The organism is Bacillus sp. FSL R10-2780 (assembly GCF_038006125.1).
In the GTDB taxonomy this organism is placed as follows: Bacteria; Bacillota; Bacilli; order Bacillales; family Bacillaceae_G; genus Bacillus_A; species Bacillus_A cereus_U.
Genome location: NZ_JBBOUQ010000003.1, coordinates 18,103 through 30,660, shown reverse-complemented (window position 1 = coordinate 30,660; position 12,558 = coordinate 18,103). Strand labels below are relative to the sequence as shown.

Below are 12,558 nucleotides of genomic sequence, written 5' to 3'. Positions count from 1 at the left end.
CGAAAAGGAGGGAATCCCGATGAGAAGCTATCGGATTCCGAAGGAAATCAGTACAGAATTACGGATTAATAAAGTGCTTTATTTAATAGATTTCTTTTTATTAATTGGTTTATTAGTTGTAACGATGATTCTTAGGAACTTCGTACATGATTCCTTTCAATTACCATTTCTTATTTTCATGGCAGCTATTGCAATTATCATGATTTGGCGACCAAGTACAAATCCTCAAAAACGAATGTATGAAGTGTTGATTATTACATTATTAAGAAGGAAAGGTGCATATTGCGCCATTGATAACGATCAATAAGGGAGGGATCACATATGGCGTTATTCAGCGAAAAAGATGTAGAGAAAGAAGAGCCAAAACAACTAGAAAGACCGCAGAAAAAAGCATTTCGATTTAACGAAAAAAATGTAAAAGAATCAATTTCTGAACCAAAAGAAATTGTGAAGGTGGTACCCGACAAAAAGAAAGAAGAAAAACCAAAGGTAGAACCAAAAATAAAAAAACAGAAGAAAGAAAAGCCAAAGAAAGACGTTTCGAAAAAGAAAAATCCAAAATTTTTAGGTTTTTTATCTAGAAAAAAGGAAGAAGCACCACCAAAGGTAAAGAAAAGTATTGCGGAAATTATGCAAATTGTAGACATGACAGAGGATGGCATATTTGAACTGAAAAATGAGGAGTTTTTAGAAATTCTTCAAGTAGAAGGAGACGATATGTTCTCTAAGAATAGCGACGAGCAAGCATTTGTTATCTTCTCACATGCGTATTTTTATCAAGCCTACAAACAGTCCATTAAACTCGTTTTTTTAAATTTCCCATGTCAAACAACCGAACAACAACGATATATTGAGAAGAAAATTAAAGAATGTACCAGTCCTTTGTATGAACGAATTTTAAATCAAAAGTTAAAAGAACTTCAGTTTTTAGAATGGGGTAGAACCAATCGGGAAGCCTTCTTATTTATTTACGGAGAAACGGAGTTAATCGTAAAAGAACGTGTGGATGCAGCAAAGCGATATATCAAACGCTCTACCGAACTATTAGAGGTGGATGAAGAGAAAAAGCTAGAGCTTATGTTTAAATTGTTTAATCAAAACGCAAAATTGGGAACTAAAAATATATGGTAGTAAGGGGGAAACAATATGTTTGCATTCAAAAGTAAAAAATCCAAAAAGGAAAAACAAGAAGAACTAAAAAAGAAGAAAGGTTACAACCCTTATTTATTGGCTAAAGTTCAGCCACAAGGGGGAATCAGTTTTAAAGAAAATTATGTTCAAACAGGTGATGGATTAGGTACTTGTATTCATGTTTTCGATTATCCAACAGAAGTAAATGATTTTTGGTTAGAGCAAATTATGAATATGCCAAATGTGATCACAACATTAGATGTCATGAGTGATGACCGAAAAGAAGTTGTTGAATCGATTAATAAATCCATGAGTGAACAAAGTGTTCGGCATGATACAGCAAAGGATAATATAGATCGGATTGATGCAAAAAATGAATTTTTAGAATTGGAAGCTCTCTATACGGATTTGAAACAAGGTGAGGTCATGAAACGTATTCATATCCGTATCTATGTTTCCGCTAGAACAATAGATGAGTTAGAAAAACAAGTAAAAGAAATCATGGAAACATTAGAATCTTATAACTTTAGAGGAGCTGTCTTTTTAAATGAACAAGAGTATGAATGGGATGCGCTCGTAACGAGCTTTGATACACAAAAAAATTATGTGAACCGAAGAAAGGGAAAAGAAATTCCGGCAGTCAGTTTGGCTGGTGGATGTCCATTTCACTATTCTTATTTGAACGATCCATACGGTACGTATTATGGGACAACGAAAACAAAAGGAAATGTTATTCTTGATATTTTTCATAAAGACGAACAAAGAAAGTTTTATAACGGTGTAATGATTGGAAAGCCTGGTGCTGGAAAATCAACATTACTAAAAAAGAAATCAGTAGACTATGCAAGTAAAGGTCATTTTATTCGTATTTTTGATATTGTAGGTGAATTCGAGGAAACAGTACGTGATCTGAACGGGAAAACAATTGCATTAGATGGTTCGCAAGGTCAAATTAACCCACTTCAAGTATATAAGACAGCAGAACTTGAAGAAGTTAGTTTCACTCAACATCTATCTAAACTGACAATTTTTTATCGATTCATTGCGCCAGAAGCAAAAGATGATGAAATTAAAGAATATGAAAATTTGCTTCGTAAATTATATATTCGAATGGGATTATGGAATGATGAAAAAGGAGCGAAAAATGAAATTACAACAAGAAAACCAAATGAGTATCCCATTTTTTCAAACTTTTTATCTTTTGTTCGTGATGAATTATATGAGAATGTAGAAAATAGAAAACACCATGAGAATTTAGGAGAAAGCAGAAAACATCGTCTAGAGTTGATTGAATTAAATCTTGTAAATTTAGTAGAAGCATATGCACAATTATTTGATGGTCATTCCACTATTGAAAACTTTAAAAAAGAACAAGTTGTATCGTTTTCCTTACGAAACATTTCAAATTTTAAACCGGAAGTATTCCAAGCGCAAATTTTTAATGTTTTTAATTTAATATGGGATGAAATGATATCCAATGGTGCGCCACAATTAGAGGCATATACTAAACAACAACTTGCTTTTGAAGATGTAATTCGTTATTTCATTATTATTGACGAGGCGCATCATATCATAAACACGAAAAAAGAAAGCGCTCATGCTTTACAGTTTTTAACTAAATTTAGCCGAGAAGATCGAAAATATTTTGCAGGGCTTTTATATGCAAGTCACACGATTCGAGATTTTGTACCGGAAGGATCTTCACAAGAAATGATTGATGAAATTAAAAAGCTATTTGAACTTACACAGTACAAATTTATCATGCAGCAAGATAATAACAGTTTAGATATGTTACGAAAAGTATTTGCAGGACAGTTAAGTGAAAGTGAAATTGCAGCGATTCCACATTTGCCAACAGGGGATGTCATCTTAAGTATTGGGGCTGTAAAAAACATTCACTTCCATGTAGAAGTAACGGACGAAGAATTGATGTTATTCGGAGGAGGTGCTTAATACCATGCATCTAGTTTTAAAGATTATACCAAAGAAATGGCTCATCACTTTAGCACTAATTGTGATGGGTCTTTTTTCTTTTCTCTTACTTGGAGTTATGAGTATTTTTATTGCGGCAATGGGCGGAGAGAGTGGAACAGACACGGGTGATATTACGTATACAGGTGAAGGGCAAGTCATGAACGTTTCGCCCGAAGTTTTGAAATGGGAACCTACGATTCGGAAGCATGCAAAAGCCTTTGGCGTGGAACCGTTTGTCGCTTTAATGCTTGCTCAAATGATGCAAGAGAGCGGAGGACGTGGTAGTGATCCGATGCAATCATCAGAGGGTGCATTTAATACGAAATATTGTAAATCACCAAACTGTATTACTGATCCCGATTACAGCATATGGGCTGGCGTACAGGAGTTTAAACATGCGATAGAAAGAGCTGGTGTAACGAGTCCTGGTGACATGGATCATATCAAAACAGCCCTCCAAGCGTACAACTTCGGAACAGGATTTTTTGATTTTGTTGGTGCAAATGGTGGTAAATATACGAAAGAAATAGCAATCAAATTTTCACAACAACAGTATCAAAAAGTAAAACATACTGGCATGTATCATTGCCTTAGACCAGAAGCTGTACCGTATCAAGCGTGTTATGGCGATATCCTGTACGTCGATGCGGTTTTGAAATATTATCAACCGGGGTCTGTCGTTTCTGGTGGTGGAGGAAATCCAGGAAGTGGAGGAAGTAGCGGTTCAAAAGTTGCCGATGTAGGTCGTCAATGGATAGGGCGTTCTACATATGTATTTGGTGGTGGACGTAACACAAATGACATTGCAAGAGGGATTTTTGATTGTAGTAGTTTTGTACGCTGGGCATTCGAACAAGTAGGGATGTATACCAGTCCAATAGGAGCTGTAAGTACGGAAACATTAAATAAAATCGGTACAAAAGTATCAGCAAATGATATGAAACCGGGTGATGTTATTTTCTTTGATACCTATAAACATGACGGGCATGTTGGCATTGTAATTGATAAAAACACATTCATTGGATGCCAAACAAATAAAGGTGTTTCCATTGAAGATTTAAATAATCCGTATTGGCAAAAAGTCTTTTCTGGTCATGTAAGAAGGTTCTAAAAATATGAAAAAGTAAAGGGGAAATTACAATGAAATTAATAGAAGCACCAGTTAAGGGATTTGAAAATGCAGTTATAAAACCATCGAATTATTTGATTGAAAAAGATGGTGATAATTTTCTATTACATCGGGAATTGAAAGCAAACGAGATAGCACACTTTATAGAGCACAATATATTTGACTATGAAGGGAAAACATATTTATGGGTGGTAGCAAATTTCCCTTCAGAAGAAGCGGCTAAAACAGGAATACAATCCTACTGGAATGCTACTAAACAACTAAACGATATTACGAAGTAAAGGAGGAATGGATATGAAAGATAAACGAAAATCTTTGTTTATTGTGTTTGTCATTTTAGTTGTAGGTGTGACAGCTTTTAATATCTATTTGAGCAAAAAATCAATGAGTGATGGAAAGGAAAAACAGTTAAAACTTTCAAATGAATTACTAACAAAACAAAATGAAGATTTAAAAAAACGACTGGATAAGGTGCTTCCATCCGCACAAGAACAACAGAGAAGAGCGTACTTATCGACAGCCGAAACGTTTATTCAATTATCATTTCATCGAGAAAAAGAAGGCTACAATGAGCGAAAAGAAAAAGCAAAATCCATTATGAGTGAAGAACTATTACAACAATTTTATCCAACTGATAAATACGAATTAGGAGATACGTATAAAACGAAACCAATAGAAATGAAGTTTTATTTACAAGAAAATGAACCCGATAAAGAGGAGATAAATGTGTTAGCTGAATTTATAAATGTCACGACAGATTCAACGCAAAATCGAGAAGAAAAAGTAAACAATGTGTTGCGAATCATCATAAAAAAAGAAAAGGAAACATGGCGAGTTACGAGTGTAGAAGAACTCAATATGAAAGTTTTATAACGAAAAAAGGTGGGGTGAGAGTGTGATAGGTGCAATTAGTAAGAAGAGTGAAAGAATCAATCTAAGAAAAAATAAGTCGTGGATCTACTTAGCAATTATCAGCTTTCTATTTTTGGGTTTTTTCGCTTTCTTGACATCTAAATTTTACATGCCGAACGATGAAAGATTGTTCCATACGGAAACAAATAAAGTAATTAAGTTGTCGGGAATGGGGAAATTGATTGTAGAACAAAGGGAATACAATCCACACAAAAACTTTATACAAATTCGCTTTCGGATAGAACGATATGAGGAAACAGGATTTATATTTAAGGCACAGCAAAAAGCAAATCCAGGTGTTCAGTTACCTGTCAAAGTATTGTATGAAGAGAACGGAAATTACGTAGTAGAAGTAAAGGAATTATCTCCGAATTGGGGAGCGCTAGCTTTTGATATTTATAATAAAAACAGTGAAAACGAACAAATGGATATTCGTAAATTCACACAAGATGTTAACGAATATGAAGAAGAAAATGCATCAACAAAAAGTCCGAATAAACTTGTTCAGTCGATTTTTACCGATCAAAGAAAAACAAAAGCAAATGATGAATTGTTAGCTGAAGACAAAAAAACATATGAGTTAGATTTTATAGAAAGAGACAAAAAAGATATTGAAACAAAGATCAAAAATTATGGAAAAGCAATCAAACTGGAAGAAGAAAATGCGAAGACAGTTTATGAAAAAGTAAAAGAACTAAAAGATGAAATGAAGTATCAAACCGATGCGGAAAAAACGGAAACGCAATCGAAAATAGCATCCTTAGAATCAAAAATAAAATCATCAGATAAGAACGTGGAATTGTTTAAAGGAGAACAAAAAATTGCACGAGATAAGATCAAAAAATTAGAGCAAAAGGCACAAGAAATTAATAAAAAGTAAAAATAGTCATGTCATCAGTGAGTACTCACCAGTGAAATTTGAGTACTCATTGAGTGCTCATCTGTTGGTTTTTATATCATCAGTGAGTACTCATCAGTTTAATTTGTGTCATCAGTGAGTACTCACCTAGAGGATTTTCTTGCCCCCATCGTTTCGCTAGGCTCCGCCTAGCCCCACACCCTCGGTGGGGGCAGAAACCCCTTATGCTCTTCTCACTATTTTTTGATCTCTACCCAGAATTACAGAAAGGAGCGGAAATTGTGAATCTAAAAATAAGAGATATAGATCCAGTTGCCTTAAAGAAAATAGATGAAATCGCAAAAAGGAAAGGAGTATCCAGACAAAAATTTTTGAAAGATCAAATTGAAATGTTGGCATTTTTTCAGCAACAAAATAAAAGGGAAATGGAATTAGAAAATCTCATTGAAAAGAATATCCATATGATGAGTGATTGTTATAGCGCAATGGAAAAAATGAATGAGTTTATTCAAATGATGATGCAGGATGTTGAAAATGAATAATGCCGTTCCTGTTCAGTCTTCCGTCACACCAGGTGTTGTTTTAAAAACGAAATTTGTGTTGCCAAGTTCGGATGCATTTCAGAACTATATTGATTATGTAGATCGGGAGGAAGCGAAAAGTGAAGTGAAGCTGAATCCGAAAATGTTCGAAACGTATCAAGACTATATGGGGAATTCAGAAAAGACATCGGCACTATTTACGGAACACGCAAATCGTTTAACAGAAAGTGAAAAAAAGTCCTTAAAGGAAATGTTTAAAACCGCCCATGAGAATGGAAGTATCATGTGGCAAGATGTCATTTCTTTTCATAATCCCTGGCTAGAGAAACAAGGAATTTATGATGAGAAAACAAAAACATTGGATGAAAAAAAGTTAATGGATGTAACACGGCTTGCGATGAAGGAAATGCAAAAAAAAGAGGGGTTGGAAAAAAGCTCTATCTGGTCGGCAGCCATTCACTTTAATACGGATAATATTCATATTCATGTAGCAACTGTTGAACCTTTTCCAACGAGAGAACGTGGCAAAAGAAAACCCAAAACATTGGATGCGATGAAGGGGAAAGTCGTAAATAATTTGTTAGATCGAAAGCAGGAACAAAAACAAATTAATGATCTGATTCGAAACAATATGGTGGGAAAGAAAAAAGAGGATTCCGTTTTTGATTGGCGCAATCAACATTTGAAACCGTTGTTTTTACGAATTTATAAACAGTTACCAAGTGATAAAAGACAGTGGCAATATAGCTACAATACAATTCAACCATTGAAGCCGGAAATTGATGAATTAAGCAGTCGATATATTCAACATCATCATAAAAAAGATTACGATCAGTTTCTCCAAAAATTAGATAAAGAAGTGCAAGTTTTTAAAGAAGCATATGGGGAAGGAAAGTATGATAAGAAGCAATATGAAAATTATAAAACGAATAAAATCAATGACCTATATAAAAGAATGGGGAACGCCTTTTTACAAGAAATGAAGGCATATGATAAAGAACAAAAGAGAATCCATCACATGAAAAAGTCAAAGCCGTTTCAAAAATTTCAACAGAATGTATCTATTCAGTATTCTATGAGGAAAGTGGAACGTGCTTTTAAAAGTGAATATGAAAGCTGGAAGAACCAAAAGTATTATGAGCGTTTGCAAAAAGAAAGTGCATACCAAAATGAGAGGGGTTATTAAATGAGTACAATTAGAAGACAGGTAACGATGGATCAAGAGACAGAGGATTATTTAAAGGATTACATGGAGGAACACGGAATTCGATATACAGGGGAAGCAATGGGAAGAATTTGCAAGGAACATGAAGCAGCCAAAAATACAGAATGGTCATTAAATTATATAACGGAAGTGGTATCGAATAACTTACACGATGTGTTAAAAAGTGAGCTAACAAAAATTCGTCTTGGTGCCAATAGTGCGGATAGAAATACGCAAATTTTAATTGAGTTATTAAATGGTTATTTCTTTTTAGAGGGCGTAGATAGCCTTATTACAACTGATAAACAAGAGATGGGAAGTGTGAAGATAGCAAAAGAAGTCGTAGCGGAACGAATTAGTCATGCGAGACAAAAACGCATAGATCATGAGGCATCAAAGAACAATGTAACGTAAGCTACATTGTTTCTTTTTATAAAAAAACAGGAGGTTATTTAGATGTTATTATTTCGTGAAGATATCGCATTAGGAGTCATTAAAGAAATTGGAGAAGATGAAATTGTGTTACTTGTAAAAGAGGAAGAACTAACAATTAAAATTACAAGAGAACAAGTGAGAGAACTGGCAATCCATGTCATGAATCAAGAAAATATGTTAGTTCCGGTTAATGTAAAAACTCATGAGCTTTTCTTTGATACAGCTGAGAGATGGAATGAAGAAGAAATGGAGGAATTGCAAAGAGCGAGTGAAAGAGTAGGAGAAGATCATGAGTAACAGTTATAAGAAAAAGTATCAAACGAAATCACCGGAAGAAAAGAAAGAAGCGGTGCAAGCTTTAACAAAAAAGATGGAAAAAAGCGTAGAAGGTTATTTTCGTACACCAGGAGATTTAAAAGATTATTTAACGTTTATGGCAAAGTTTTATCGCTATTCACCATCTAATATTTCATTAATACAGAGTCAATTCGAGGGAGCCAGGGCAGTGGGTTCCTTTTCTTTTTGGAAAGAAAAAGGATTTCCGGTTAAGAAGGGTGAGAAAGGAATTAAAATCCTTGTTCCAAACCGAACTGTAGCAAAATTTAAAGACAAAGAAGGCACTTGGAAAACAGTAACTAAAGCAAGTGAGGAAGAGAAAAAACAAATCGAATCTAAAAGCGTAGAAGTGATACCTGGTCGCTTATATTTTGCTGTCGGTCATGTGTTTGATGTGTCCCAAACGAACGCAAAAGCGGAAGATCTTCCTCGTATTTTTCCGAATCGTTGGCTAGACGGGAGCGTAACAGATTATAAAAGTTTGTACAAAGGAATGGAAGCCATTGCGGAAAAAAACGGTGTGAAAATCATTGCACCAAAATCAGAGCTGGGTGTTGCAAAAGGTGTGAGCTATACCCTAACAAAAGAGGTTGCTTTGAATCCTAGAAACAGTGAATTACAAAATGTAAAAACACTTCTTCACGAATTGGCGCATGCCAAACTTCATACAGCAGAGACACATATGAATTACACAGCACCAGAAAAAGAGTTTCAAGCAGAAATGACAGCTTATACCGTTTCTTCTTATTTTGGGATTGATACGAGCGAATATTCCTTAGGTTATTTAGCAAGCTGGACACAAGGAAAAGAAATGAAAGATAAAACCAAGTTGTTAAAAGAAGTACATGAAACTTCCATTGAATTTATTGAGACAATTCAAAACACATTAGAAAAGGAAAAAGAAAAAATAAATGAAAAAGAGGTGGAAGGTATGGCAAATAGAAATGAAAAGCAAGATGAAAAAAATATTTTATTGGTGGAATACATGAGTTTAAGTAATACGACACAAGAGCTTGTTTCCTTTACAGAGTTAAGGGAACAAGCAGATAGAAATCGAGCGTTTGAACCTGTAGAAGGTGCAGGGAAATTGAGTGATAAAGAATTTATTGATGCATTTAACGAAGCGAATCAAGAAAAATATGCAGCACTAAATCAGAATGAAATTAATCGACCAACTATGCTAGTTCAATGGAGCGACAACGAAAATTTTAAGAATAATCAACTGATCCCATTTGGAGAAGCCAATGAAAAAATGGCTGAAGCTATTTCAAGTATTGAAAAAGCAAGAGAAGAAGCTAGAGAAAGAGGTCAAACCATCCCTTACGATCAAGCTCGTTATCATATTGCCATTCCAAAAGAAGTCGATAGGGATTTTGGGAGAATGGAGTTTGTGAGTATGGATCGTTTCAATATGGGTGATGGTGACTACAAGACACCATATGAACAAGTGTTAAACGAGAAACGGTATCTATCGGATGAAGTGAAACAAGCGTTACAAGATGAGGTAGTGAATCATAGAAATAACAAAGAAATACCGATGGAAAAAGCACAAGAAAATCCATTAGAAAAATCGAAAGAGACACCCAACCACTTAGTTACAATTGAAGTATTAGCAAACGGTTTGCACGATGAAGAAGAAGTTGCAAGAATCCACATGATGGATGCTGTTACGAAAGATATTGATTATTTGTCTGTATGGAATCAAGATTCAACAAATCGGGAAGATTTATCTGTTTTCCTAATGGAAAAGAACGGGAAACGGGAAAATTACTCCTTAGATAACATTTTAAAACCAGATTTATATGAAAAGGTTCAAAGTTCTATTTTTGACGGGAGAGGAAATTTGTCATTTGTGGTTTATGAAAAGGATGCAAATATGAGTCTAGATGAAATCGTAAAAGATGAAAGATATGGACACTTAGTTGATAAAGCGGAGGCACAAAAAGATTACTCATTTAATGAAAAAGAAGTGGAATTATATAAAGAAATGAAAAAGGAAGGATATGCACCTATTGTCTCTTTAGATCAACAAATTCAACTTTCAAAAGAAAAAGAATCAACTACATTAGATAAGGACTTAAGCCGAAAATTCGAAGCATACAGGCGTTCACAATATGAAGAAACACCAGATAATATTGATAGTATTGTCACTCGTGTAAAAGCTGAAGAGCGGTATTATACAACAAAGTATGTTTCGATTGATAATGAGCTAGTAAGCCAGGAACATATAGTGAAATTAGAAAACCAGGTGGATGAGAAACTTGGGAAAGAAGGAATAACGGTGAATCAGTCTACAACCTCAAAGGAAATGGATATAGATAAAAAATTTCAGCCATTGAACGGAAAACAAACGAATCATAAAGAAAAAGACAAAGAGCCAGAGTCAGGTAATGTAGAGCAGTCGAAGGCTACAAAGAAATCGGGTAGAAAAAAAGAAACAATGGAAATGGAACGATGAAAAATTTTATAACAGGAAAACCAGATTAAATCATTTTTTGTTACTCAATTGAGAAAACGAAAAGTGATTTTTTTATATCTGAAAATGAAAGAGGGTAAAGGGAAAAGCCCTCTTGTTAAGTAATAATAAAGTTGTTTAATTTACAATAAAGTCGTTTAAAGAATAATAAAGTTGTTTAAAAAACGCCAGTCATACTATTGAACAAAAGGGCCAGATTGTAAAGTAAGATTGTACAACTAACTTGGAGGTTAGAGAAGGATTTCACGAAACTAAAATAGAATTTCACACTAATACTTTTATATGATTTATTGGATAGATTCTCTTTATTTTATGAGTAATAAGATATATTGCATGAGTACTAATAAGATCAACAAAAATACGAGGTGTCCAAACATGAGTTTTTATTTTAAAGAATGTAAACAAAGTGATATTGGGGATTTAATCCAAAGATATGTTAGTACATTAAGCTCTCCTATTGATTCCGTTTTAGAGGAGCACATTCTCAATTCCGTATTTTATACAATCAGTTACAACTCCGAAGTTGCAGGTTATTATGCCATACAGAGTAACCAGTCCCTAACTCAATTTTATTTAGATTTATCATACTACAAAAAATCCCAAGAGGTTTTTGAAAATGTTCTTAAGGATCATTCAATTCGGTCAATACTGGTTCCAACATGCGACGAACTTTTTTTAAGTTTGGTATTAGATCATGATTATAAGATCGAAAAACAAGCTTACTTTTTCCAAGATAACAAAGTGGAAGTTCCAAAGGAAAAATTATTTAAAGATGGGGAATTCAGGGCTGCGGTGCCTAGCGATGCTACAAAAATAACTGAGGTATGCCAGGACTTCCTTGATAAAGTGGAGGAACGTATTGAAAATAGGGAAATATTCACCTACACCAAAGGAAGTATTCTGCTTGGAATAGGGATTATCGAAACAAGTAAGTTACTTGATAGATATGGAAATATGGGCATGTTTACAAATGAACAATACAGAAAAAAAGGAATAGGCAGAACAATAATTCATCATTTAAAGGAATGGTGTTATGACAATAATCTAAATCCGATTTGCGGTTGTTGGTATTATAACACTCCCTCGAAACAAACGTTAGAAAGTGCTGGTATGGTCTCTAAAACAAGATTATTAAATATCAAAGTCCTATAGATTTTTAAATGAATGAATTTATAGCTAATCTTGAGTTATTCAAGAATCGGGCGCGATTGTTGAATAAGACTTAGATTTTAAACGACTTTATTGTTATTCAATTTAAGCAATGTAATTCACAATACAGAGATATTAAACAACTATTAAAAACACCGTCTAGGTTAACTGGACGGTGTTTTGTGTGATTATAAGGGCAGAATTAAACATCTTTATTGTAACTGATCACCTCTTTCTCATTTGTAAAACGAAAGGAGCGAATGTCATGAATGTATGGCTGTTTGCGAGCTGTATGTTCCTTGTAGCTGTCTTTTTGAACACATTGTTATTATTTGGTCACAGAATGATGAAAAAGCGAAGAAATAAGAAATGGAAGCGTGAAACTGAAATTGCAGATTAATAGGAGGTACT

At 34.2% G+C, this 12,558-nt stretch carries 14 protein-coding genes; all 14 read left to right on the top strand.

The genetic code is table 11. The features are described 5' to 3' along the window. Window positions 1-19: 19 nt before the first annotated feature. The 14 genes from NSQ47_RS26455 to NSQ47_RS26390 all read left to right on the top strand — a co-directional run bounded on the left by NSQ47_RS26455 (window position 20) and on the right by NSQ47_RS26390 (window position 12,547). Window positions 20-307, top strand: coding sequence for a DUF5592 family protein (locus NSQ47_RS26455; RefSeq protein ID WP_002090859.1), 288 nt, complete (start codon window positions 20-22; stop codon window positions 305-307). Between the two features lie 14 nt (window positions 308-321). Next, the gene (locus tag NSQ47_RS26450; RefSeq protein WP_341038664.1) at window positions 322-1,131 is read left to right on the top strand and encodes a hypothetical protein; all 810 of its coding nucleotides are present in this window, start codon (window positions 322-324) and stop codon (window positions 1,129-1,131) included. Window positions 1,132-1,146: 15 nt separating this feature from the next. Next, window positions 1,147-3,084, top strand: a complete 1,938-nt coding sequence (locus NSQ47_RS26445) for a VirB4 family type IV secretion system protein (RefSeq protein ID WP_341038662.1) — start codon at window positions 1,147-1,149, stop codon at window positions 3,082-3,084. A 4-nt stretch (window positions 3,085-3,088) separates the two neighbouring features. Beyond that, the gene (locus NSQ47_RS26440) at window positions 3,089-4,216 is read left to right on the top strand and encodes a bifunctional lytic transglycosylase/C40 family peptidase (protein WP_085313574.1); all 1,128 of its coding nucleotides are present in this window, start codon (window positions 3,089-3,091) and stop codon (window positions 4,214-4,216) included. 29 nt (window positions 4,217-4,245) lie between these two features. Beyond that, window positions 4,246-4,515, top strand: a complete 270-nt coding sequence (locus NSQ47_RS26435) for a hypothetical protein (RefSeq protein ID WP_044440889.1) — start codon at window positions 4,246-4,248, stop codon at window positions 4,513-4,515. 13 nt (window positions 4,516-4,528) lie between these two features. After that, the gene (locus NSQ47_RS26430) at window positions 4,529-5,107 is read left to right on the top strand and encodes a MerR family transcriptional regulator (protein ID WP_078214260.1); all 579 of its coding nucleotides are present in this window, start codon (window positions 4,529-4,531) and stop codon (window positions 5,105-5,107) included. A gap of 22 nt (window positions 5,108-5,129) precedes the next feature. After that, window positions 5,130-6,026 carry a hypothetical protein gene (locus tag NSQ47_RS26425; RefSeq protein WP_201035047.1) on the top strand — a complete coding sequence of 299 codons (897 nt, stop codon included), beginning with the start codon at window positions 5,130-5,132 and terminating at the stop codon, window positions 6,024-6,026. A 260-nt stretch (window positions 6,027-6,286) separates the two neighbouring features. Continuing rightward, complete coding sequence (locus tag NSQ47_RS26420; RefSeq protein ID WP_341038660.1) at window positions 6,287-6,547, top strand: hypothetical protein; 261 nt, start codon at window positions 6,287-6,289, stop codon at window positions 6,545-6,547. Beyond that, window positions 6,540-7,733, top strand: coding sequence for a MobP2 family relaxase (mobP2, locus tag NSQ47_RS26415; protein WP_061674695.1), 1,194 nt, complete (start codon window positions 6,540-6,542; stop codon window positions 7,731-7,733). Before NSQ47_RS26420 ends, mobP2 begins: the two co-directional genes overlap by 8 nt. Then, complete coding sequence (locus NSQ47_RS26410) at window positions 7,734-8,165, top strand: hypothetical protein (RefSeq protein WP_078178727.1); 432 nt, start codon at window positions 7,734-7,736, stop codon at window positions 8,163-8,165. Between the two features lie 42 nt (window positions 8,166-8,207). Next, window positions 8,208-8,483, top strand: coding sequence for a hypothetical protein (locus NSQ47_RS26405; RefSeq protein WP_016093911.1), 276 nt, complete (start codon window positions 8,208-8,210; stop codon window positions 8,481-8,483). Beyond that, window positions 8,476-10,980, top strand: a complete 2,505-nt coding sequence (locus tag NSQ47_RS26400) for an LPD25 domain-containing protein (protein WP_341038657.1) — start codon at window positions 8,476-8,478, stop codon at window positions 10,978-10,980. The genes NSQ47_RS26405 and NSQ47_RS26400 overlap by 8 nt, the downstream gene beginning before the upstream one ends. Before the next feature lie 393 nt (window positions 10,981-11,373). Beyond that, the gene (locus tag NSQ47_RS26395; protein ID WP_097988994.1) at window positions 11,374-12,150 is read left to right on the top strand and encodes a GNAT family N-acetyltransferase; all 777 of its coding nucleotides are present in this window, start codon (window positions 11,374-11,376) and stop codon (window positions 12,148-12,150) included. 262 nt (window positions 12,151-12,412) lie between these two features. Further along, window positions 12,413-12,547 (top strand): hypothetical protein, encoded by a 135-nt coding sequence (locus tag NSQ47_RS26390; RefSeq protein WP_255290656.1) that lies wholly within the window; start codon window positions 12,413-12,415, stop codon window positions 12,545-12,547. The last annotated feature ends 11 nt before the right edge of the window (window positions 12,548-12,558 follow it).